We start from the raw sequence: 22,403 nt of genomic DNA, 5'->3' as shown, positions 1-22,403 counted from the left end.
TGCCCCGGTGATGTCCCCGGCCGCCGCTACCGTGGCGGCATGCGGATCCTCCACACCGGCGACTGGCACCTCGGCCGCACGCTGCTCGGTGCGGACCTGCTCGGACACCAGTCGACGTTCGCGGACTTCCTCGTCGAGACCGTCCGCGACCGCGCGGTCGACCTGGTCGTCATCGCCGGCGACGTCTACGACCGTGCGATCCCACCGGTCGACGCCGTCCGGCTGCTCTCGCGGACGCTCGAACGTCTGGCCGAGACGGCGACGGTCGTGCTGACCCCGGGCAACCACGACTCCGCCGCTCGGCTCGGCTTCGGCGCGGGGGTCATGCACCACCGCGTGCGGATCCTGGCGGAGCCGACGGGCATCGGCACGCCGGTGCTGCTCGACGACGAGCACGGCCCGGTCGCCGTGTACGGGATCCCGTACCTGCACCCCGACCTGACGCGCTACGCCCTCGCGGACGTGCCGGACGAGCCCCTCGCCCGGTCCCACCAGGCGGTCGTCGGCGCAGCCACCGCACGGATCCGAGCAGACCTCGCCGAGCGCCCGGGCACCCGCAGCGTCGTCGTCGCGCACGCCTTCGTCGGCGGGGCTGCTCCGAGCGACAGCGAGCAGGACATCCGGGTCGGCGGGGTCGACCAGGTCGCTGCCTCGGTGTTCGACGGCATCGACTACGTCGCGCTCGGACACCTGCACGGACCGCAGCGCGTGGGCGCGGAGGACCGCATCCGGTACGCCGGGTCGCCGCTCGCGTTCTCGTTCGGGGAACGGCAGCAGCGCAAGAGCGTCACCCTCGTCGAACTGGCGGCCGACGGTGGGGTCTCGGCGGAGCTGGTACCCGCTCCCGTGCCCCGGCGCCTGGTCGACGTCCGGACGAGCATGGAGGCGATCGAGTCCGGCGCGTACCGCGGGGACGCCGACGCCTGGGTCCGCGTGGCGGTCACCGATACCCTCCACCCCGAGCGGCTGTACGCCCGGGTGAAGGACCACTTCCCGCACGCGCTGGCGATCACGCACGAGCCCGCCGACCGCCCCGACCGGCAGGCGGCGCGGGCGGTCACGGCGACCTCCGACCCGGTCGAGGTCGCGGCCGACTTCGTCGCGTTCGCCACCGGCGCGACGCCGGGCGACGACGACCGCGCGGTCCTGACCGAGGCGTACGAGGCAGCGGTCCTCGCGATGCACGACGACCGGGGGCGCTGATGTACCTGCACCGACTCGAACTCCGGGCGATCGGGCCCTACCCCGAACTCGTGTCCATCGACTTCGCGGCGCTCGCCGCCTCCGGGGTCTTCCTGCTCGAGGGCCCGACCGGCTCCGGCAAGTCGACCATCATCGACGCCGTGGTGTTCGCCCTGTACGGCGGGCTCGCGGGCGAGGGATCGACGCACGACCGCCTGCACAGCCAGCACGCCGACCCCGGGGTGGAACCCTTCGTGGAGCTCGTGTTCGAGACCGGTGCCGGCGTGTACCGGGTGCGGCGGACGCCGCAGTACGACCGGCCGAAGCAGCGCGGCGCAGGGACGGTGCGACAGCAGGCGTCGGCGCAGCTCTTCCGGCTCGCACACCCCGGTGACGTCGTCGGTGAGCCGATGTCCTCGCGGATCCCGGAGATCGGGCTCGAGGTCGCTCGGGTCGTCGGACTCGACCGTGCGCAGTTCCTGCAGACGGTCGTGCTCCCGCAGGGCGAGTTCGCTCGTTTCCTCCGGGCACCGGGCGAGGACCGCCGGAAGCTCCTGCAGTCGCTCTTCGGCACCCAGGTCTACGACCGCACGGCGGACGAGCTCGCCGCCCGCCGCCGCGAGGTGCAGGCCGAGGTGGAGTCCGCCGACGCCCGGGTGCGGGACGCGCTGAGCCGCTTCGCCCAGGCCGCCGGTGTCGTCGACGCCGACGAGGCATCGGTGCCCGGGACCCTCGACGCGCTGCGCACCGTGGCCGAGGCGACCGCAGCAGATCGCACCGAGGCGGTCGCGGCGGCGGAACGCGCCCGGGTGCACGAGCACGACGTGGCCGCGCGACTGCAGGCCAGGGCACGACGCGCCGCGCTCCTCGATCGTCGCCGCGCCCTCGACGACGCCGCACCCCGGGTCGAGGCCGCCCGCGCCCGGCTCGCGCTCGCCGAACGAGCCGGCCGGGTCACGACGCCGGCACAGGGGCTCGACGCCGCCCGCTCCCGTGCTGACGAGCACCGTCGCCGAGCGCACGACCTCCGTGCGCGCCTCGGTGTCCCGTCGGACGTCGACACCGCCGCACGCCGCACCGACCTGGCCACCTGCGTCGCGGCGGTCCGGCACCTCGTCGCGGTCGAGGCCACGCTCGACGACCGCCGACGAGCCCGCACGGACGCCGCCGAACGGGCCACACTGCTCGTCCGACGGGTGGCCGAGCTCGACCGTGCGCTCGAGGCGCGTCCCGCCGGTCGGGCCGCGCTCGTCGAGGAAGCCCGGACCGCGGCCGCCGCCGCGGGCGACGCCGAGGCCGCCCGAGCCGAGGTCGAGCGCCTCCGGCAGCTGCGCGCAGACCTCGACGCCCGTGACGCCGCAGCCGCCGCCGTGCACCGGGCGGAGCAGGTGGTGGCCGACCGTCGCGTCCGCGCCGAAGCGCTCCTGCGGACCGAGCAGGCCCTGCGTACCCGCCGCATCGCCGGACTGGCCGGCGAACTCGGCGCGGCACTCGTCCCGGGCGACCCCTGTCCCGTGTGCGGCGCGCTCGAGCACCCGGACGTCGCCCTCCCGCAGGACGACCACCCGGACGCAGCCGCCGTCGACGAAGCCGCCGACGCATCACGTGCCGCGGACGGCGCCCTCGCCGAGGCGGCGTCCGCGCTCGCCGTCGAGCGTGCCGCCCTCGAACGACTGCGCGTCGCCGTCGGGGAGACGGACGCCGACGCCCTGGCGACCCGAGCCGCGGTCGCCGAGGCCCGCGTGCAGGCAGCCCACGCGGCGGCGGTCCGCGTGGCCGAGGTCGAGGGGCAGCGGACGGCGTACGACGACGAGACCCGGGCCCTCGAGCGCGAGCACAACACCGTGCAGGCCGACCACGCCGTCCTGGTGGCGACGAGCGGGGCAGAGGGATCGCGGCTCGACCAGGACGCCGCTGCCGTGACGGACGCCCGACAGCGCGCAGCGACCCTCGCCGCGGGCTCCTGGGACGTGTCCACCGACACCGACGGCCGCATCGGTGCGACGTCGGACGACCGCTCCCTCGCGCAGCTGGTCCGGCAGCTCGACGACCTCGTCGCACGAGCCGACGAGGTCGCGGTCGCCGAGTCGCAGGCCACGACGGCGGCACAGGCCGTGCGCGAGCGGTCCGCCGAGGTCGACCTGGCGCTGACCGAGCAGGGCTTCGACACGCTCGACGCCGCCCGGGCGGCACTGCTCCAGCCGGATGCGTCGGCCGCACTGCACGCCGAGGTCGTCGCCGCCGAGCGGGAGCGTGCCGTCGTCGACGCCGGGCTCGTCGAACCGGCGGTGGTGGCGGCCGCCGACGACGAGGGCTCCGTCAACGCCGGGGCCACCGTCGCCCTCGACCTGGACGCCGCCCGCACCGCGACCGTCGCCGCTGCCGAGCGTGCCGACGAGGCCACCCGCACGGCGGTGTCGGCCTCCGACCGGTCGGAGGCCGCAGCCCGCTGTGCCGCCGAGGTCGCCCGTGCCGTCCGTGCTCGCGACGACACGTCAGCGCGCAGCCGCGCCGTGGTCCGCCTGGCCGACGTCGCGAACGGTGTCACCGCCGTGAACCCGAGCGGGATCACCCTCGGCACCTACGTGCTCACGCGGCGCTTCGAGGACGTCGTCGCCGCGGCCAACGACCGGCTGCGGGGCATGCTCGGAGGGCGGTTCACCCTCGAGACGTCCGACGAGCGCGAGGCCGGGTCACGAGCCCGCCGGACCGGCCTCGCGCTGGCCGTCCACGACCACACCACCGACACCCGGCGCGCTCCGGGGAGCCTGTCCGGCGGCGAGACCTTCACGGTGTCGCTCTGCCTGGCACTCGGGCTCGCCGACGTCGTGCAGGCCGAGGCCGGCGGGGTCTCGCTCGGCACCCTGTTCGTCGACGAGGGGTTCGGCACGCTGGACCCGGAGACGCTGGACGACGTCATCGGGCAGCTCGCACGCCTCACCGCCGGCGGACGGCAGGTCGGCATCGTGAGCCACGTCGAGGAGCTCAAGCAGCGCATCCCCGAGCGCATCGCCGTGCGGCGCACCGCCGAGGGCGGCTCGCGGGTCACGACCACGGTCTGACGATCCGCGCGGGCAGCGGACCACAGACGTCGGACCGCAGACCGCCGCTGCGGACCCCGCGGGCAGTCGACGACGGGCCGCGGTCAGGGCGACGGCGGCGCGTCCACCGTGCCGTCGGGCGGCGGCAGGATGTCGGCGGCGATCCACGGGAAGACCCACGTGAACAGCGCGTACACGATCACCGCGAGCAGCACGAGCAGCTCGAGGACCTTCAGGGCAGCAGGGCCGGGCAGGATCCGCCAGACGAACGGGAAGATCACTTCGGCGTCTCCGAGAGTTCCTTGGGGGTGCCCTCCGAGACGGGCATCCAGTAGTCGAGCTTGGCGTGGGTCACGTAGCGCTCCTTGGCGGACCACATGGGGTGGCACGCGGTCAGGGTGAGCCAGCGGTCCTCGGCCGAGGGCGTGACACCCGGCTGGTTCGGCACCGGCGCGATCGTCTCGATCTTGTCCGGCGTGACGATCTGCGAGTCGGTGACCTTGTAGACGTACCAGACGTCGAAGTCCTTCTCCTCGTCGGTCACCCGGACGACGATCGCGTCGTCGGTCTTGAGCTCCGCGATCTGGTTGAGCGGCTTGCCGTACGTCACGCGGTGCCCGGCGACGGCGAAGTTGCCCTCGGCGCCCGGCATCGCGGTGTCCTGGTAGTGCCCGAGCCCGATCGTGTTGAGCACGCGTTCGCGGTCGGTGCCCTCACCGATCGGACGGAGGTAGTCGGCGCCGAAGCGGGGGATCTGCATCGTGCCGAACACGCTCGTGACGTCCGGCGGTTCGGCGAGCACGGGCGCTTCGCCCCGGTGCTCCGAGCCCTCGACCTTCGGCGCCGCGCGCTGCCCGAGGTCGTCGACGAGCTTCGTCTGCTCGTTCACGGCGACGACGTCCGTCCACCACGCGGTCCACACGACGTAGAGGCCCGTGCCGGCACCGGCGATGATCAGGAGCTCGGCCAGCAGCGAGACGAGCGCCCCGCCGACGGTCTGACGGCGTCGAGGGCGTCGTGGCGGCCGCGTGGCCTCGTCCTCGCGCGCCGATCGGCGCGTCGGGGCGGTGTCGTGTGCGGTCACGGTGCTCCTGATCCGGATGGGGTGGTCGGACAGGTCTATCAGACCACGCCGACGAACAGGTGACGAGTCCTCGCACCTGTGGATGCCCACGGGTCCCGCTAGCGTGGACGGATGACCCCGGTGTTCCGACCGTTCCGCCCCGACGACACCGAGGCGGTCGTCGCCCTGTGGGAAGCCTGTGGGTTGCTGCGCCCGTGGAACGACTCGCGTCGTGACATCGCGCGGAAGGTCGCCGAGCAGCCCGAGCTCTTCCTGGTCGCCGAGCAGCCCGACCAGCCCGAGCACCCCGAGCACGACGACGAGCGCAGGGTCGTCGGCGTCGGCATGGCTGGGTACGACGGGCACCGCGGCTGGGTGAACTACCTGGCCGTCCGTCCCGACCTGCAGGGCTCCGGACTCGGTCGCGCCTTCATGGCCGAGTTCGAACGGCTGCTCACCGAGCGCGGGTGCCCGAAGGTCAACGTGCAGGTGCGCGAGGGGAACGAGCAGGTCCTCGGGTTCTACGCCTCGCTCGGGTACGCCCCGGACCGCGCGGTCTCGCTCGGCAAGCGCCTCGTCGCCGACGACTGACTCCGGCGCCCGGCGCCCGACGCCCGACGACTGACTCCGACGCCCGACGCCCGACGCCCTCCGCCCGCTAGGCCAGCGCCAGTCCGACCGCGGCTGCGAACGCGAGCACGATTCCCGTCCACTGCACCGCGGTCAGCCGTTCGCGCAGCACGACGCCGGCGAGCACCACCGTGCCGATCGGGTACAGCGCGTTGAGGACGCTCACCACCGGGAGCGTGGCGTCGCCCGAACCGACGTGCAGCGCCGCCTGGATGCAGGCGTTCGCGAGGGCGTCGAGCACCCCGCACGCCACCACGGCGACCACCGTCGGCCGTGACCAGCGCGGCCAGCGGAACGGACCCCGCCACCGCACCGGCCCCGACCGCGCCGCCACCGCGACCGCCACGGCGCCGAGCAGCACCGCCTGCACCACCCGCCCGACCAGGAGCGTCGCGACCCCGGCGTCCCCGGGTGCCGCGTCGTACGCGAGCACGATCCCGCCGAACCCGCACCCTGCCACCGCAGCCGTCACGACCCCGACCGCGGTCACCCGCGCACCCGAGGAATCCCGCACCGCCGCGACCAGCACGACCGCGAGCACCGCGACCACGAGCGCGACCGACGCCGCGAACGACAGCACCGTCCCGCCCAGCAGCGCGACGACGACCGGGGCGAGCGCGGCGAACACCGCCGTCAGGGGCGACAGCACGCTCATCGGGCCGACGGCCAGCGCCCGGTACAGCAGCAGCACCGCCACGGACCCGGAGACACCCGCGGCCGTCCCCGCGACGACCGCGCCGGTCGAGAACGTCGCGCCCACGAGCGGCACCCCGGCACCGAGCGGGACCAGCCCGACCGCCGCAGCGGCGGCCGCGACGACCACGGCTCGGACCCGGCGTGCGGCGAGGCCGCCGAGGAAGTCGGCCGCCCCGTAGACGACCGCACCGGTCAGGCCGAGCAGGACGGAGAGCACGGCTCCCATCCTGCCCGTGCCGGTAGCCTGCGCGGGTGAGCGTTCCCTACCACCGCCTGCCCCGTGTCGATGCCCGTTGGCGCTGGTGGCGTCCGCTGGTCGCGCTCGCGTTCCTCGTCGGGTACTACGTCGTGACGCAGATCGTCCTCGCGGTGGCGTACTTCGTGCCGATCGGTGCGACGCAGGGCGCCGAGGGGCTGATCGGGTTCCAGGACGACCTGACGAGCGGCGCCCTCGACCCCACGGACCCGCTCATCCTGTCGCTGACCCTGCTGTCGCTCGTTGTCCTGCTGCCCGGCATCCTGCTCGCGGTGAAGATCGCCCGGATCGGCCCGGCGGGCATCCTGTCGTCGACACGCTTCCGGGTGCGCTGGCGGTGGACGCTGTGGTGCCTGCTCCCCACGCTCGTCATCGCGATCCCGATGTTCCTGCTGCAGACGTGGGGGATGTTCTCGTTCGACGGCGGCTTCGGCTGGGACCACGACGCCATCGGGCAGTCGACGGTCTCGCCCGCCACCCTGACCTTCACGATCGTGATGGTCCTGGTGCTCGTGCCCTTCCAGGGTGCAGCGGAGGAGTACGTCTTCCGCGGCTTCCTGATCCAGACGATCGCATCGTGGATCCCGGTGCGGATCGTCGGCGTCGTCGTCGCCGTCGCGGTGTCGACGGTCGTGTTCGCCGCCGGGCACATCCCGAACGGCTACAACGTGTGGGGCATCCTCGACGTCGGCTCGTTCGGGCTGATCGCCGCGATCATCGTGCTGCGGACCGGCGGCATGGAGGCCACCGTCCTGCAGCACGCCTTCAACAACATCATGATCTTCGTGCTGCAGGCCCCCGGCTGGTCGAAGGTCGACCTCGACGCCTCGGACGGCACTGCGGGCGGCTTCCTGGTCACGCTCGCGACCTCGCTCGCCTTCTGGGGCATGATCGAGCTCCTCGCGTGGTGGCGGGGGCTCGACCGTCGTTTCCCGGGACACGAGGCGCCCCGCTTCCGCGGTCCGGCTCCGGTCTGGGCGGGCGGCCGGCAGTGGACCCTGCCGGGAGGCACGGGCTGGGCAGCCGCACCGGCCCGCGGTCCCGAGACGGACCGGGACACGTCGGCGGCCGGCCCGGACGACGCGGTGCCTGTGGACGAGACGGTGGGTGTCGCCCCGCGCTCGTAGGCTGGGTGCATGAGCACGACGACCACGACCTCGCCGTCGCGGGCTGCCGCGCTCGACGTCCTGCACCGCGTGTGGGGGTACGACGCCTTCCGCGGCGAGCAGGCCGCGATCATCGACCAGGTCGTCTCCGGCGGCGACGCGCTCGTGCTCATGCCGACCGGTGGCGGCAAGTCGCTCTGCTACCAGGTGCCCGCGCTCGTCCGTGACGGCGTCGGCGTGGTCGTCTCGCCGCTCATCGCCCTCATGCAGGACCAGGTCGACGCCCTCGCCGCCAACGGTGTCCGCGCCGCGTTCCTCAACTCCACCCAGGGCCCCGACGAGCGCGCCCGGGTCGAACGGGCGGTCGTCTCCGGCGAGGTCGACATGCTCTACCTCGCGCCCGAGCGCCTGCGACTCGAGTCGACCCGATCCCTGCTCGACCGCGCACGCATCGCCCTGTTCGCCATCGACGAGGCACACTGTGTGGCCCAGTGGGGCCACGACTTCCGCCCCGACTACCTCGAGCTGAGCGTGCTGCACGAGCGCTGGCCGACGGTGCCGCGCGTCGCCCTCACCGCGACCGCGACGCCGCAGACCCACCGCGAGATCTCCGGCCGCCTCGGGCTCGACGACGCCGCGCACTTCGTGGCCGACTTCGACCGGCCGAACATCCAGTACCGCATCGAGCCGAAGACCGGCGCGCTGCAGCAGCTGCTGACGTTCATCCGCACCGAGCACAGCGGCGACGCCGGGATCGTCTACTGCCTGTCCCGCAACTCGGTCGAGCGCACCGCGGCCGCCCTCGCCGACCAGGGGATCCCGGCGCTGCCGTACCACGCCGGCCTCGACGCGAAGGTCCGTGAGCGCAACCAGTCGACGTTCCTCCGCGAGGACGGCATCGTCATGGTCGCGACGATCGCCTTCGGCATGGGCATCGACAAGCCCGACGTGCGGTTCGTGGCGCACCTCGACCTGCCGAAGTCGGTCGAGGGGTACTACCAGGAGACCGGACGTGCGGGTCGTGACGGGCTGCCCTCGACGGCGTGGCTCGCCTACGGGTTGAACGACGTCGTGCAGCAGCGCCGGATGATCGACCAGTCCGAGGGCGACGCGGCGCACCGGCGGCAGCTCAGCGCCCACCTCGACGCCATGCTCGCGCTGTGCGAGACGATCGAGTGCCGCCGGGTGCGGTTGCTGGCGTACTTCGGGCAGGAGTCCACGGCCTGCGGGAACTGCGACACCTGCATCGCGCCGCCCGAGCCGTGGGACGGCACCGTGCCCGCGCAGAAGTTCCTGTCGACCGTGGTCCGGCTGGAGCGTGAGCGCGGCCAGCGGTACGGCGTCGCGCACCTCGTGGACATCCTGGTCGGCAAGCAGTCGCCCCGCGTGCAGGAGCTGCGGCACGACTCCCTCGCCACGTTCGGCATCGGCAACGACCTGGGCGAGGGGGAGTGGCGTGCGGTCGCCCGGCAGCTCCTGGCGCAGGGCTACGCGGCGGTGTCGGGCGACGGCTTCGGCACGATCGTCCTCAGCCCCACGAGCGCCGAGGTCCTGAGCGGTCGCACGCGCGTGCTGATGCGTCGCGACCCGGTGAAGGCTCCGCGGGGTCAACGGGTGCGACGTCAGGCGGTCACCGACGTGCCGCAGGAGGCCCTCGGCCTGTTCGAGGCGCTGCGTGCCTGGCGTGCGGCGCAGGCCCGGGAGCAGGGGGTCCCCGCCTACGTGGTGTTCAACGACGCGACACTGCGGAGGATCGCTGCGGTGAAGCCGGCGGACGAGGACGCCCTCAGCGAGATCTCCGGCATCGGCGGCGCGAAGCTCGAGCGGTACGGGCGCGCGGTCCTCGACGTGGTCGCAGCGCACGCGGACTGAGCCGCCGGCGGTTGCCGCGCAGACGCATTCCGCAGACGGAATGTGGCCCGCGCGACGCTCACTACACTCGGAACCTCCCACGACGAGGAGGCCCGGTTGCCCGGTACGACGAAGTTCGCCACCACGATGAGCCGTGCGGTGGTGACCCCGCTCGCGCGCCTGGTCTGGCGACCGCGCATCGTTGGACGGAAGAACGTACCGAAGCACGGGCCGGTCATCCTGGCGAGCAACCACCGGTCCTTCATCGACTCCCCGGCGATCACCCTCATGGCGCCGCGCAAGGTGTCGTTCCTGGCCAAGCAGGAGTACTTCACCGGGACCGGTCTGCGCGGTGCGGTCTCGCGCGCGTTCTTCGGCGGGATCGGTGCCATCGGGGTCGAACGCGGAGCGGGAGCCGCGGCGCAGCACGCCCTCGACCTCGGGCTCGAGCGGCTCGAGGCCGGCGAGGCCTTCGCCATCTACCCCGAGGGCACCCGGTCCCTCGACGGTCGGCTCTACAAGGGTCGGACCGGCGTGGCCTGGCTGGCGCTGACGAGCGGGGCGCCGGTGGTGCCGGTCGCGCTCACCGGCACCGAGGACGTGCAGCCCGTCGGCTCCCGGCTGCCGCGGCTCGCCCGCGTCACCATCGAGTTCGGTGCACCGATGGACCTGTCCCACTTCGGCGAGGCGTCGTCCGGCCGTGCACGGCGCCACGCGACCGACGCCGTGATGGACGCGATCCAGGCGTTGAGCGGCCAGGAACCCGCGAACGCCTACAACAACCCGCCGTCGACGATCGTCGAGCGGGTCAAGCAGGTGCTGCGGCGCGACGACCCGACGCAGGCGGTCGAGCCGGACTGACCCGGAACGCGCTATTGCACATTCGGAATATCAGTGGTTGAATCGTCCTCGTGCTCGAGGCACGAGCGCAGTCGGACCGCCCAGGACGGCCCGATCCACCACTGACCGGAAGGCAAGCAGCATGTCCTCCACGCCCCTCTTCGACTCGATCTCGCGTCGGGCTTCCCGCGCCGCGACCACGGCGCCGGAGCAGGCCCAGCCCGCGGTGACCCTTCCGGTGGTACCGGCACCGGCACCGGTCCCGACGGCGACGCCCGCTCCGGCAGCAGCGGTCTCCACCGCCGCACGCACCCGGGTCGTCCCCGCACCCACCTCGCCGCTGACGGCTCCCGTGTCCCCGATGCGGTCCGCCCTGGTGCCGGCTGCCCTCGTCGCCGCGATCGACGAGATCCCGCAGCGGGTCGGGACCGCGCTCCCGAGCGAGGTCGCCGTCACGCCCGACCAGCTCGCCCTGGTCGAAGCGGTGACCGACGCGATCACCCGCGCGGTCGTCGACGCCGTCGTCGGGGAGCTCGAGCGCATCACGCGCGACGGCGTCGTCCGCGGCTGAACCGACCGGCACCGCCACCGATGACGGACGACGTCCGAGCGTCCCGACACACCCGATCCCGACACACCCCATCCCGACCGACCCGATCCGATCTCCCGACACGATGACGATGACCACGACCGACAGCGCCCCCGGTTCGGCACCGACGGCCTCGATCCGCCCCCGCGGAGCGGCCCGCCGAGCGGCGAACGACGCCGCTGCCCGGTCCGTCCGTGTCGGCCACCAGACCACCGAGGCGGCGGTCCCCCCTGCCGCCGCCTCGGTGTCCACCACCACCACCACCATCGACGGCGCTCGGTCCGGAGCAGCCCAGCCGAGTCGTCGTGACCTCCGCACCCCTCGCCGGTCCGCCGATCGTCCCGGCAGGCTCGGCAAGCTCGGCAAGTACAACAAACACGGCCTGCGCGTACCCGACCTGCGCGTGCCCGACCTGCGCATGTCCGGGCGACCCGGGCGTGACCTGCACGTCCCCGAGCTCCGCAGGGGTGTCGCTGTCGGTCGGCCTCAGCGTCCCGCGGCGCTGCCACCGGCCCGGTCGGGGTCGTCCTCGCGACTCCTCCCGGTGACGGCGTCCGCCCTCGCCGCCTGCCTGGTCGTCTCCGTGTCGACCCCGGCCGCCGCACTCGACGACCCCACCGGGTTCGGTCTCGGCGCCGCACCCGCATCCGCACCCGCGCACCAGGTCGCCCCGGCGCCGGAGCAGCACTACCGCGTCGCGTCCGGCGTCACCGTCACCGTCATCCGCGACGGCTTCGACGTGCAGGCGACCCGGGCGGGTGGCGATCGACACGGCCGCGTGCAGATCACGACGGGCTCGGACGTGGTCCGTCCCGTCGCGGGGACGATCCCGACCGCCGGAGGCTTCGGCGGTCGGCAGGTCGCCGGGTGCGGTGCGTGCTCGACGAACCACCACGGGCTCGACTTCGCCGCGGCATCCGGGACGCCCGTCGTCGCCGCGATGCCCGGACGGGTCGTGTCCGCCGGGCCGCTCGGCGGGTACGGCAACCAGGTGCTCCTCGCACATCCGGACGGCACGCAGACGCGGTACGGGCACCTGTCCCGCATCGACGTCCTGCCCGGGCAGACGCTGTCGGCCGGCGAACAGCTCGGCGCCGTGGGCAGCACCGGGGTCTCCACCGGCCCGCACCTGCACTTCGAGGTCATCGTCGGCGGGACGCCGATCGATCCGGCCCCGTGGCTCGCCGCTCGCGGCCTGCTCTGAACGGGTCGCACCGGCGACGGGTGTCGGCGTCCGCACGCCGACCGGGCCAGGCTGGTCGGGTCAGGCTGGTCGGGCCGCGCAGGCGTAGCGTCGAGAGCGACGTCGGCAGGGTGCCGGACGCAGGACGGAGACAGTGGTGCGCGTGACGGTGCTGGGTACGGGGACGATGGGTGCAGGGGTCGCGGGGTCGCTGCTGCGCGAGGGCCACCGGGTGACCGTGTGGAACCGCAGCGCCGACAAGGCCCGCCCGCTCGGCGACGCCGGCGCCACCGTGGCGACGGACGCTGCCGCGGCGGTGAGCGACGCCGAGGTCGTCCTGCTGACGCTCTTCGACACCGATGCGGTCGTCGACGTCCTCGAGACCGCTGCCGGGGACGCTCCCGCGGACGCCGTGTGGGTGCAGGCCTCGACCATCGGCGTCGCGGGGACCGAGACCGTGGTGCAGTTGGCCGAGAAGTACGGCATCACCCTCGTCGAGGCGATGATGCTCGGAACGAAGGCCCCGGCGGAGCAGGGCAAGCTCACCATGCTGGCCGCCGGCCCGTCGGACGTGCTCGACCGTGTGGACCCGGTGCTCGACGCCATCGGGGCGAAGACCGTCCGCGCGGGGGAGCGGGTCGGCGACGGCACGGCCCTGAAGCTCGCGGCCAACGCCTGGGTCGCGTCGATCACCGCCGCCACCGGCCAGTCGCTCGCGATCGCCCGTGCGCTCGGACTCGACCCGCAGCTGTTCCTCGACGCGATCGACGGCACCGCGAGCGACTCGCCCTACGCGCACACGAAGGGTGCAGCGATGATCGGCGGTGACCTGGCGCCACAGTTCGCCCTCGACGGCCTGCGGAAGGACATCGGGCTGATCGGCGACGCGGCACGGACCGCGGGGGTGTCGACGACCCTCCTCGACGCGCTCGACCGGGTCTACGCCGACGCCAGTGCAGCCGGGCACGGCGCCGACGACATCGCTGCGGTGGGCACCGCCTTCGCCGACGACCAGCGGTAGGCCGCCAGCCGGGTCAGTCTCGGCGCAGCCAGCGCAGCACGGCGCCGCGGAGCCGTCCGACGGCCTCGTCGTTCATCGTGTTCGCCAGGTCGAAGGCCTCCCGCGCGGGGTCGGCGCCGTTCCGGATGCGCCGGAGTGCGGCGTCGGCCCGGGCACGCGCGTCGAGCTCGGCGAGCGGCATGTCGTCCTCGGGGTCGCGCGCGTGCTCGCGGCCCGGCTCCTGCGACCGCGGACCGAGCGGTGGGACCCCGACGGGTTCGTCCGGTGCGCTGGGCATGGGACGAGGCTACGCGGAGCGCTCCGTGTCGGCCGCGTCCTCGTCGTGGTCGACGACCCGGGCCATCTCCTCGAGGAACGCGACGATGACCGACATGTCGGTCTGGGGCAGGTGCTCGGCGACCTCGATCGCGCGCGTGTCGAGCTGGTCGATCACCCGCAGCACCTGCCGCATCGACCCGCCGGACGCGGTGAGGATGACCCCGCGGCGGTCGTGGGGGTCGGGGTGTCGTTCGACGTGACCGCTGCGGACGAGTCGGTCCACGAGTGCCGACGTCGACGCCGGCGTGATCTCGAGTCGGTCGGCGAGTTCCTTCGCGTTGACGGAGCGTCCCTCGGACTCGGCGTCCAGCAGGACCCGGAGCGCGAGCAGTGCGTTCTCGCCGATGCCGAGTGCCTCGCGCGCCCGGCGCTGGGCAGCGCTCTCGGCACTCCGGTACCTACGGAGCGCGTTCAGTACGTCCACCGCGTCGACCCTGGATCCTGACCCGTACCAGAAGCCCGTGGTGGTGTTCGTCACCTCGGTCGTCATACGGACAATGCTAGACGCTCTAGTTAGATTGTCTAGCGAGTGTCCCCTGGGAGCGCGTCTGCCGGATGGCTCGCAACACCCGTGACGCGGTCCCGAAACACCGCCGCAACGCCCGCTCGGTAGCTTCGCCGCATGCAGGAGCCGACGTGCTGAGCCGACTCGCGGGGAGCGTGTTCCACGTCGGGAGCGCGGTGGAGCGGGCCGACGTGGTCGCGAGGATGCTCGACGTCTACGTCGTCCGGCCCGACGCGGGTGTGGTCGAGGAGGAGTCCACGGTCGGCTCCGTGCTGCACCGCGTCGTGGGGGCACGCGCGCCCGCACGACGCCGTGAGCGTGCGGCCGTCGTCGAGTCGCTCGCGCTCGACCGGCACGAACCCGCCTCGGTCGCACACGCGGTCGGTGTGGCACGGGACCACGCCCGTCGCGCGCGCGAGGTCGTGTCCACCGAGCTCTGGGACTGCCTCGACGTCACCCGGTCGCGCATGCCGCGCAAGGTCGCCGTCGACCGGGCGCACGAGTTCCTCGCGTGGGTGCGGGAACGGAGCGCGCTGGCCGTCGGCGTCGTCGAGGGTGACGTCAGCCGCGACGAGGTGTGGGAGTTCTTCACCCTGGGCAGGTCCCTGCTGCGGTGCGGCCTCACGGCGCGGTTGCTGGCGTCGTCGCTCGTCGATGCGGGGTCGGCGGCGTCGTGGACCACCGCGCTGCGGGCGTGCGGTGCCGGCGAGGCCTTCCGGCGGGGGCGCGACCACCACGGCGTCGATCCGCGGGACGCCGCCGGGTTCCTGCTCCACGAGTCGCACAGTCCGCGGTCGCTCGCGTTCCTCGCGGCGCGCGCCGACGACTGCCTCGCGGACGTCGCGCCCGCCTGCGTGGGGGACCAGGTCGCCGCGTTCCGGGTCGCGCGTTCGGCGCTCGGACGCGTGGAGGTCGGTGCTCCGGACCGGATCCGAGCCGCCGCCGAGGGACTCGCCGCCGCGGTCGACGCCGTCGTCGCGGCGCTCGAGGACCGCGTCTTCACGGTCGCGACCCCCGCGCGCTGAGCTGCGGTCGTCGGGCGGGGCACAGCGCCGGACGGGAGGATCGTGGCGGGCTGGCACCGTGCCTCCCGGCCGGCATCCCGTCGCGGTGCGCGCGCGGCGGGGGTGGCCCGTGCCTCCTGGCCGACGGTCCCGACGCTCAGACCGAGCTGGACCGGTCCGCCACCGCCTCGTCGCGCTCCAGGTCGCGCCGCAGCGCGGCACGCGACGCCCGCGTGCCGACCACCGGCACCGCGTGCGTGACCGCGAGGTGCAGTCGGGCGTCGGCGTCGTACCGCAGCCGCAGGTGTTCCCAGCGGACGAGCCAGACCAGGGCGATCGCGAGCGCGACGAAGCCCGACGCGGCTCCCACCACGATCGCCCAGCGTGGCCCCCACGCATCCGCGACGGCGCCCACCACCGGGGCGCCGATCGGCGTGCCCCCGGCGAAGATCGCCATGTACAGCGCCATCACGCGACCGCGCATCGCGGGCTTCGTGGTGGTCTGCACGAGCGCGTTGGCCGTGGTCATGAAGGTGAGCGAGGCCAGGCCGACGAAGACGAGCACGACCGCGAAGGTCCAGTACGTCGGGGCGAGGGCCGCCGCCGTGCACGCCAGGCCGAAGCCGGCCGAGGCGACGACGAGGGTCCGCATCCGCGGGCGGTCCCGCCGGGCGGAGAGGAGCGCGCCGGCGACCGAACCGATCGCCATGACGGAGTTCAGCAGGCCGAACTCGCCGGCACCCTTGCCGAACTCGACCCGCGCCATGGTCGAGGTGAAGATGGGGAAGTTCACGCCGAAGGTCCCCACGACGAAGATCATGCAGAGCACCACGATGATGTCCGGACGGGTCCGCACGTAGGTGAAGCCGGCGAGGATCTGCCCCTTCCCGCGCTTCGCGCGCACGCGTTCGGCGAGCTGGGCTGGGTCGACGAAGCGGAGCGCGACGAGGACGGCCAGGAACGAGCCGGCGTTGATGACGAACACCCAGCCGGACCCGATCGCGGCGATGAGCACCCCCGCGACCGCGGGCCCGATGAGCCGGGCGGCGTTGAAGGACGCCGAGTTCAGCGCGACGGCGTTCGAGACGTGCTCGCCCTGCACGACGTCGGAGACGAACGCCTGCCGGATCGGGGTGTCGAACGCGGCGACGATGCCGAGCGCCAGGGCGAAGCCGTACAGGGACCACAGGGTCGCCGTGTCGGTGAGGACCATGATCCCGAGGCCGAGCCCGAGGGCGCCCATGAGTCCCTGCGTCAGCATGAGCATCCGCCGCCGGTCGAAGCGGTCCGCGGCCAGGCCGGTCAGCGGGAGCAGGAGCAGCTGCGGACCGAACTGCAGCGCCATCGTGATGCCGACCGCGATCGCGTCGTTGTCGGACAGCTTCGTCAGGACGATCCAGTCCTGGGCGGTGCGCTGCATCCAGGTGCCGACGTTGGAGACCAGGGCCCCGGCGAACCAGATGCGGTAGTTGCGGGTGGACAGGGAGCGGAACAGGGCGGTCACTGCTGGGCAAGCCTCCTCATGATCTCGGTGGCCTCGGCGAGGGTGCGGCGCTCGGTGGCGGTCAGGGTCGTGAGGCGCGGGGAGAGCCAGTCGTCGCGGCGGCGCCGGGTCTCCTCGACGAAGGTCGCTCCGGCCGGGGTCGCGGCGAGCAGGACCTTGCGGCGGTCGTCGCCGTGGTCGACCTTCGACACGAGGCCGCGGTCCACGAGCACCGCGATCGACTTCGTCATGCTCGGCGGTGTGACGCCGTCCTGCCGGCTGAGCTCGGCGAGGGTCATGGCGCCCTCGCGGTGCAGTCGCGCGAGGGCCGAGAACTGGCCGTCCGTCATGCTCGCGTCGACCTTCTGTGCGCGCAGCGTCCGGGACAACCGGGCCACCGCGACGCGGAGGTCGGTGGCGAGTGAGGTGTCGGGCACGACCGTTAGCCTACCTCATTAGTTCAGCGAACGAACTGGTCTGCGCGAGGTGTACGCTGCGTACGCAACACGTGTTGCTTTGTGCACGATCGACGGAACGTCGAGGAAGAAGGAGAACATGTCCGAGTTCGAGGGCAGGGTCGCCGTCGTCACCGGTGGCGGCAGCGGCATCGGGGCTGCGATCGCGAAGGAGCTCGCGGCCGCGGGCGCGCGGGTCGTCGTCACCGACATCAAGGCCGAGGCCGCGCAGCGCGTCGTGGCCGAGATCGAGGGTGCCGGGGGCACCGCGAGTGCGTTCGAGGCGAACTCCGCGGTCGCGGGCGACAACGAGCGGATGGTCCAGCACGCGGTCGACACCTACGGCGCGCTCCACCTCGCGGTGAACAACGCCGGCATCGGTGCGGCTCCCCAGCCCATCGGCGAGTACGACGTCGAGGCGTGGGACCGGGTCCGCGCGGTCGACCTCGACGGCGTCTTCTACGGGCTCCGCTACGAGATCCCGGCGATCCTGGCTGCCGGTGGTGGCGCGATCGTGAACATGGCGTCGGTGCTGGGGTCGGTCGGCATCGCGCACAACGCCGCGTACGTGGCGTCGAAGCACGCGCTCGTCGGGCTGACCAAGGTCGCGGCGCTCGAGTACACGGCGCAGGGTGTCCGCACGAACGCGGTCGGTCCCGGGTTCATCGACACCCCGCTCGTCCGGTCGTCGCTCTCCGCCGAGGAGCTCGCGGCGCTCGAGGGTGAGCACGCGGCGAAGCGGCTCGGCACCGATGCCGAGGTCGCAGCGCTCGTGCTGTTCCTGCTGAGCGACAAGGCCTCGTTCATCAGCGGCAGCTACCACCTGGTCGACGGCGGGTACTCCGCGCACTGACCGGACACGGAGTGCCGTTCCGCGCGTGGGAGGACGAACCGCGCATCGGGAGCAGGAACTTCCTGCCTCCGACGCGCGGTTCGGCATCCCAGGTCGGGGGCGATGGGCTCGAAGCGGCGGACGGGAGGCGGGGGGGGGGGGGGGGGGGGGGGGGCCCCCCCCCCCCCCCCCCCGCCCCCCCCCCCCCCCCCCCCCCCCGCCCGCGCCCGTCCGCGCCCGGGCCGCGTCGGGCGCTCAGCCTGCGTCGGGGGCGAGGATCGCGTCGTGGGGGAGCAGCGCGTGCACGCCCCAGGTCCGGTTCGCGACCTGGGTCACACGCATGCTCACCGCGACGCTCGCCATCGCCAGTGCCTGCCCGCGGGTGATCCCGTGCAGCCCGACGATCCAGTCGACCATCCGGTCGAGCGCCGTCGTCGTCGCCGTGTTGAGGTCGGAGTCGAACCCGAACGTGATGCGGCCGGCAGGGGTGTCGGCGTGGACGCCCTCGACCGGGGCGTGGTCGAGCAGGGACAGCGTCATCGTGGTGGTCATGCCGCACTCGACCGCGGTGCCGGAGACCTCGCCGTCGCCCTGTGCGGCGTGCCCGTCCCCGACGGAGAGCAGCGCGTCCGGCACGGTGACGGGTAGGTACAGCGTCGCGCCGGCGACCAGTTCGCGGCAGTCGATGTTGCCCCCGCCGAGCGGACGCGGCGGGATCGTCGAGTGCTCCCCGGTGGGCTCCGGCGGCAGACCGACCACGCCGAGGAACGGCGCGGTCCGGACGCCCAGCCCGAGCTGGTTCCACGCCGTGCCGGCGTCCGCGTCGACGTCCCAGAGCAGCGGCCCGCGCGACGCAGCGTCGACGAGCCCGAGCGCCCGGTTGACCGGGGTGTCGACGCCGCCGGACCCGGTGTAGCCCCAGTCGTCCGGCACCAGCGCGTCGAAGCGCACGGCGAGCACCTGTCCGGGTCGCGCTCCCGCGACCGCGATCGGTCCGACCAGACAGTGCCCGCGTCGCGGATCGAGGAGCGTCGGTGCGTCCGCCCCCGGCGCGGCCAGCCGTTCGGTGTAGCCCGCGGCGCTCAGCGTCCGGACGGTCACGGTGTCACCGTCCTCGACGCGGAGCACGGGCTCGCGTTCCGCGGTGAGGACGTCGACAGCGGTGTCGGGCGAGGCATCGATGCGGTGGGAGGTCACCGGTCGATCCTCCCAGGCGTGCAGCGTTCCTGGTGGACCTGGGCGGGCTCCGAGCCGGCTGCGTGGACGCCGGACGGACGCGCCACGGACCGCCTGCGCCGCCTCCACGTCTGCGAGGATCGACCCGTGCCCACCTTCTCCGCCGCTCGAGGGGACTCCTCGTTCACCGACGCGCACGGCGTCGAGATCGTCTACTCGACCTGGCGCGCCGCCAGGCCGAAGGGCATCGTGCAGATCGCGCACGGCGTCGGGGAGCACGGACTCCGGTACGAGCCGCTCGCGCAGGACCTCGTCCGTGCCGGGTACACCGTGCACGCGAACGACCACCGCGGGCACGGCCGGACCGGTCTGGCGCAGTGGGACGGGGACCACGCGCGGCTCGGACGGCTCGGACCCGGTGGCCTGCGGGCGGCGATCGCGGCCGTGGAGCAGATGAGCGACGTCGCCCGCGCGCAGGACCCCGGCGTCCCGCTCGTGCTCGTCGGGCACTCGTGGGGGTCGCTCATGGCACAGCGGATCGTGAACACCTCGTCGGAGCGGTACGACGGGGTCGTGTTCTCCGCCACGGCGTACCGGCTGCCCGGGTGGATGAACAGCGGCGACCTGAACGCCCGGCACGCGGGCTCCGGACCGACGAAGTTCGAGTGGATCACGCGCGACCGGGCCGTCATCGACGCGATCGCCGCCGATCCGCTCGCGGTCGAGGCCGACGTGATCAAGCTCTTCGGCGTCCGTGACGCCGCGCGGCTGCTCGGCGTGCCGCGCCGAGGCATCCCGCACGACCTGCCGATCCTGCTGCAGGTCGGGTCGGACGACACCCTCGGTGGACCCCGTTCCGTGGAGCGGCTCGCCCAGGCGTACCGCCGTCGCGGTCGGCTGTCGGACGTCCAGGTCCACGTCTACGAGGGGGCGCGGCACGAGGTCTACAACGAGACGAACCGCGACGAGGTGGTCGCCGACCTGATCGCGTGGCTCGACCGCCACGTGGCGCGCTGACGCGACGGGCTGCCGGACGGGAGGCGCGTGGCAGCGGTGCCCCGTGCCTCCCGTCCGGCGGGTGGCGGGCGTAGGCTCGCCCTGTGCACGGTGAGTACAAGGTCCCCGGAGGCAAGCTGGTCGTCGTCGACCTCGAGGTCGTCGACGGGAGCATCCAGGAGTTCCGGCTGGCGGGTGACTTCTTCCTCGAGCCGGACGACGCGCTGCCGCTGATCGACCAGGCCGTGGACGGCCTGCCCGCGACCACCGACGCGGCCGGCATCGCCGCCGCGGTCCGCACGGCGCTGCCCGAGGGGGCGGTGCTGCTCGGCTTCACACCGGAGTCGGTGGGGGTCGCCGTCCGTCGCGCGCTCTCGCGGGCGTCGACGTGGCAGGAGTACGACTGGGAGATCGTTCACGAGGGGCCGATCAGCCCGAACGAGCACCTCGCACTCGACCAGGTCCTGACCGAGGAGGTCGGTGCCGGCCGTCGCGGTCCGACCCTGCGCATCTGGGAGTGGGACCAGCCCGCGGTCGTGATCGGGTCGTTCCAGTCCTTGAAGAACGAGGTCGACCCGACCGGTGCCGCGAAGTACGGCGTCGAGGTCGTCCGCCGCATCTCCGGCGGTGGCGCCATGTTCATGGACGCCGGCGCGATCATCTCGTACTCGTTGTACGTGCCGACCGACCTCGTGCAGGGCATGACCTTCGCCGACTCGTACGCCTACCTGGACGAGTGGGTGATCGAGGCGCTGAAGTCCCTCGGGATCGACGCGTACTACCAGCCACTCAACGACATCTCCTCGACCAAGGGCAAGATCGGCGGCGCGGCGCAGAAGCGGCTCGGCACCGGCGCCCTGCTGCACCACGCCACGATGAGCTACGACATGGACGGCCAGAAGATGGTCGAGGTGCTCCGCATCGGTCGCGAGAAGATGAGCGACAAGGGGACGACCTCGGCCGCCAAGCGTGTCGACCCGCTGCGTTCGCAGACCGGTCTGACCCGAGCCGAGATCATCGACCGGCTGATCGGCACCTTCACGAAGCTCTACGGCGCGCACGAGGGCCACGTGACCGAGGCGGAGCGGGCCCGCGCGCGGGAGCTGGTCGAGACGAAGTTCGCGACGCGGGAGTGGCTCGAGCGGGTGCCCTGACCGGGCAGTGACGCCCGTACGGAGCGCCCTCTATGCTCTGCGCATGCGTCGTCCGAGCCGTCTCCTGTCCGCCACGGTCGCAGGACTCGTGGTCCTCGGTGTCGCGACGGCCTGCTCGTCCGCACCTGTCTCCGGACTGCTGTCCGACGATGCCGACGCGACACGGGCGGCAGGACTCGACCGGTGGGGCGACGCGATGAACGCAGCGCTGCTCGACGGGGACCGCGGCTTCGGTTCATCGAACGGACTCGACCGTGGCGCGGCCGGGACGGAGACGCCCGCCGGCGACTGGGACCTCCTCGTCGCCTGCAACGGCGTCGACGGCAAGCGCCTGCGGGTGTCCGTGGGACCCGGCGGCCGTGACGAGGTCCTGCGCACCGACGTACCGTGCGGCCTGGTCACGAGGGTGCCGGTCACGGTGCCGCGCGGCGGCGGGCTGACGGTCGAGGTGGAGCCGCAGTCGGACGCGAGCGATGCCGTCCGGCACGGCGACGTCGTCTCGTACTGGTACGTCTCCATCGTGCACCGCGGCTTCGAGCCGGAGGCGACGGTCGTCGTCGACTGATCCGCACGACGGACACCGGTGCGGGAGCTCGCGAGCAGTCCGCCGTCGCGGCGGACCGATCGCCAGGATCATCCGCGCGGCGGAGGCCCTGGCCGGTCGACTGACGTAGCGTCGGGACCGTGAACTGGTTGATCCTCCTGGGGGCGGTGGCCGTGGCGGCCGTCGTGATGTGGGTCGCCGATCGCGTGGGGTGGATCGACCTGTCGAACAAGGCCACACGCAGCGGCGGATCCGGCGGTGTCGGCGCGATGATGGACGAGGTGTTCGCCCCGACCCGTCACGAGACGCAGGCCGAGTACGAGCGGCAGTCGCGCCTCCCGGAGGAGGCCCCGACGCCCGCCGACGACGACCACGACCTGCTCAGCGGCACCGTCCTCATCCGTGTGCCTGCGGTCGGACACGGCGGGCGGCACGAGGCGCGACCCGGCACGCTCGACCGCACCTACTGAGCGCTGGC

Annotated in this window: 23 protein-coding genes; 15 read left to right on the top strand and 8 right to left on the bottom strand. The window is 73.3% G+C overall.

Going from position 1 to position 22,403, the window contains the following annotated elements; all coding sequences use genetic code 11:
• Positions 1-39 precede the first annotated feature (39 nt).
• Together ACIQFY_RS10120 and ACIQFY_RS10115 are read left to right on the top strand one after the other, a co-directional pair.
• Positions 40-1,203: an exonuclease SbcCD subunit D gene (locus ACIQFY_RS10120; protein ID WP_400339792.1), complete on the top strand. Its 1,164-nt coding sequence runs from the start codon at positions 40-42 to the stop codon at positions 1,201-1,203.
• Entirely contained in the window at positions 1,203-4,244 is a 3,042-nt protein-coding gene (locus ACIQFY_RS10115) for an AAA family ATPase (RefSeq protein WP_400339790.1), read from the top strand. The genes ACIQFY_RS10120 and ACIQFY_RS10115 overlap by 1 nt, the downstream gene beginning before the upstream one ends.
• Before the next feature lie 83 nt (positions 4,245-4,327).
• On the opposite strand, the gene ACIQFY_RS10110 is transcribed toward ACIQFY_RS10115, so the two are convergent.
• The gene (locus tag ACIQFY_RS10110) at positions 4,328-4,504 is read right to left on the bottom strand and encodes a hypothetical protein (RefSeq protein ID WP_158407726.1); all 177 of its coding nucleotides are present in this window, start codon (positions 4,502-4,504) and stop codon (positions 4,328-4,330) included.
• A complete protein-coding gene (locus ACIQFY_RS10105; protein WP_400339787.1) occupies positions 4,501-5,307 on the bottom strand; it encodes a class E sortase in 807 nt (268 codons plus the stop codon). Before ACIQFY_RS10105 ends, ACIQFY_RS10110 begins: the two co-directional genes overlap by 4 nt.
• Before the next feature lie 111 nt (positions 5,308-5,418).
• Between ACIQFY_RS10105 and ACIQFY_RS10100 the strand changes: the two genes are divergently transcribed.
• Complete coding sequence (locus ACIQFY_RS10100; RefSeq protein WP_400339785.1) at positions 5,419-5,877, top strand: GNAT family acetyltransferase; 459 nt, start codon at positions 5,419-5,421, stop codon at positions 5,875-5,877.
• 67 nt (positions 5,878-5,944) lie between these two features.
• On the opposite strand, the gene ACIQFY_RS10095 is transcribed toward ACIQFY_RS10100, so the two are convergent.
• Positions 5,945-6,829, bottom strand: a complete 885-nt coding sequence (locus ACIQFY_RS10095; RefSeq protein WP_400339782.1) for an EamA family transporter — start codon at positions 6,827-6,829, stop codon at positions 5,945-5,947.
• Positions 6,830-6,864: 35 nt separating this feature from the next.
• On the opposite strand from ACIQFY_RS10095, the gene ACIQFY_RS10090 reads away from it, so the two are divergent.
• From ACIQFY_RS10090 to ACIQFY_RS10065, 6 genes are all read left to right on the top strand, one after another.
• Positions 6,865-7,995: a lysostaphin resistance A-like protein gene (locus ACIQFY_RS10090; protein WP_400339779.1), complete on the top strand. Its 1,131-nt coding sequence runs from the start codon at positions 6,865-6,867 to the stop codon at positions 7,993-7,995.
• Positions 7,996-8,004: 9 nt separating this feature from the next.
• Positions 8,005-9,846, top strand: coding sequence for a DNA helicase RecQ (gene recQ, locus ACIQFY_RS10085; protein ID WP_400339778.1), 1,842 nt, complete (start codon positions 8,005-8,007; stop codon positions 9,844-9,846).
• Positions 9,847-9,972: 126 nt separating this feature from the next.
• Positions 9,973-10,686, top strand: coding sequence for a 1-acyl-sn-glycerol-3-phosphate acyltransferase (locus tag ACIQFY_RS10080; protein ID WP_081985203.1), 714 nt, complete (start codon positions 9,973-9,975; stop codon positions 10,684-10,686).
• Positions 10,687-10,807: 121 nt separating this feature from the next.
• Positions 10,808-11,236 (top strand): hypothetical protein, encoded by a 429-nt coding sequence (locus tag ACIQFY_RS10075; RefSeq protein WP_400339776.1) that lies wholly within the window; start codon positions 10,808-10,810, stop codon positions 11,234-11,236.
• A 109-nt stretch (positions 11,237-11,345) separates the two neighbouring features.
• Positions 11,346-12,458: a M23 family metallopeptidase gene (locus ACIQFY_RS10070; RefSeq protein ID WP_400339773.1), complete on the top strand. Its 1,113-nt coding sequence runs from the start codon at positions 11,346-11,348 to the stop codon at positions 12,456-12,458.
• Between the two features lie 142 nt (positions 12,459-12,600).
• Positions 12,601-13,458: an NAD(P)-dependent oxidoreductase gene (locus tag ACIQFY_RS10065; RefSeq protein WP_209683967.1), complete on the top strand. Its 858-nt coding sequence runs from the start codon at positions 12,601-12,603 to the stop codon at positions 13,456-13,458.
• Between the two features lie 13 nt (positions 13,459-13,471).
• On the opposite strand, the gene ACIQFY_RS10060 is transcribed toward ACIQFY_RS10065, so the two are convergent.
• Complete coding sequence (locus ACIQFY_RS10060; RefSeq protein ID WP_066652222.1) at positions 13,472-13,735, bottom strand: hypothetical protein; 264 nt, start codon at positions 13,733-13,735, stop codon at positions 13,472-13,474.
• A gap of 9 nt (positions 13,736-13,744) precedes the next feature.
• Positions 13,745-14,266 carry a MarR family winged helix-turn-helix transcriptional regulator gene (locus tag ACIQFY_RS10055; protein WP_066652224.1) on the bottom strand — a complete coding sequence of 174 codons (522 nt, stop codon included), beginning with the start codon at positions 14,264-14,266 and terminating at the stop codon, positions 13,745-13,747.
• Positions 14,267-14,412: 146 nt separating this feature from the next.
• Between ACIQFY_RS10055 and ACIQFY_RS10050 the strand changes: the two genes are divergently transcribed.
• Positions 14,413-15,306: an alpha-E domain-containing protein gene (locus tag ACIQFY_RS10050; protein WP_209683965.1), complete on the top strand. Its 894-nt coding sequence runs from the start codon at positions 14,413-14,415 to the stop codon at positions 15,304-15,306.
• Positions 15,307-15,442: 136 nt separating this feature from the next.
• Here the strand turns inward: ACIQFY_RS10050 and ACIQFY_RS10045 are convergent, their stop codons facing one another.
• Positions 15,443-16,789, bottom strand: coding sequence for an MFS transporter (locus ACIQFY_RS10045; protein WP_066652228.1), 1,347 nt, complete (start codon positions 16,787-16,789; stop codon positions 15,443-15,445).
• Positions 16,786-17,205 (bottom strand): MarR family winged helix-turn-helix transcriptional regulator, encoded by a 420-nt coding sequence (locus ACIQFY_RS10040; protein ID WP_066652230.1) that lies wholly within the window; start codon positions 17,203-17,205, stop codon positions 16,786-16,788. Before ACIQFY_RS10040 ends, ACIQFY_RS10045 begins: the two co-directional genes overlap by 4 nt.
• Before the next feature lie 118 nt (positions 17,206-17,323).
• Here ACIQFY_RS10040 and ACIQFY_RS10035 point away from each other — a divergent pair, with 118 nt between their 5' ends.
• Complete coding sequence (locus ACIQFY_RS10035) at positions 17,324-18,076, top strand: SDR family NAD(P)-dependent oxidoreductase (RefSeq protein WP_066657758.1); 753 nt, start codon at positions 17,324-17,326, stop codon at positions 18,074-18,076.
• Between the two features lie 234 nt (positions 18,077-18,310).
• Here the strand turns inward: ACIQFY_RS10035 and ACIQFY_RS10030 are convergent, their stop codons facing one another.
• Entirely contained in the window at positions 18,311-19,252 is a 942-nt protein-coding gene (locus ACIQFY_RS10030; RefSeq protein WP_400339768.1) for an acetamidase/formamidase family protein, read from the bottom strand.
• A gap of 126 nt (positions 19,253-19,378) precedes the next feature.
• Here ACIQFY_RS10030 and ACIQFY_RS10025 point away from each other — a divergent pair, with 126 nt between their 5' ends.
• From ACIQFY_RS10025 to ACIQFY_RS10010, 4 genes are all read left to right on the top strand, one after another.
• Positions 19,379-20,248: an alpha/beta hydrolase gene (locus ACIQFY_RS10025; protein ID WP_251155344.1), complete on the top strand. Its 870-nt coding sequence runs from the start codon at positions 19,379-19,381 to the stop codon at positions 20,246-20,248.
• An 83-nt stretch (positions 20,249-20,331) separates the two neighbouring features.
• Positions 20,332-21,381: a biotin/lipoate A/B protein ligase family protein gene (locus ACIQFY_RS10020; protein WP_066652234.1), complete on the top strand. Its 1,050-nt coding sequence runs from the start codon at positions 20,332-20,334 to the stop codon at positions 21,379-21,381.
• A gap of 43 nt (positions 21,382-21,424) precedes the next feature.
• A complete protein-coding gene (locus tag ACIQFY_RS10015; RefSeq protein ID WP_066652236.1) occupies positions 21,425-21,946 on the top strand; it encodes a hypothetical protein in 522 nt (173 codons plus the stop codon).
• Positions 21,947-22,065: 119 nt separating this feature from the next.
• Positions 22,066-22,395, top strand: a complete 330-nt coding sequence (locus ACIQFY_RS10010) for a hypothetical protein (protein ID WP_209683961.1) — start codon at positions 22,066-22,068, stop codon at positions 22,393-22,395.
• Positions 22,396-22,403 lie beyond the last annotated feature (8 nt).

It is taken from the genome of Curtobacterium sp. NPDC092190 (assembly GCF_044755625.1).
In the GTDB taxonomy this organism is placed as follows: domain Bacteria; phylum Actinomycetota; class Actinomycetes; order Actinomycetales; family Microbacteriaceae; genus Curtobacterium.
Note: the sequence above shows the minus strand (reverse complement) of the source record. Positions and strands in the feature narration are given on the sequence as shown.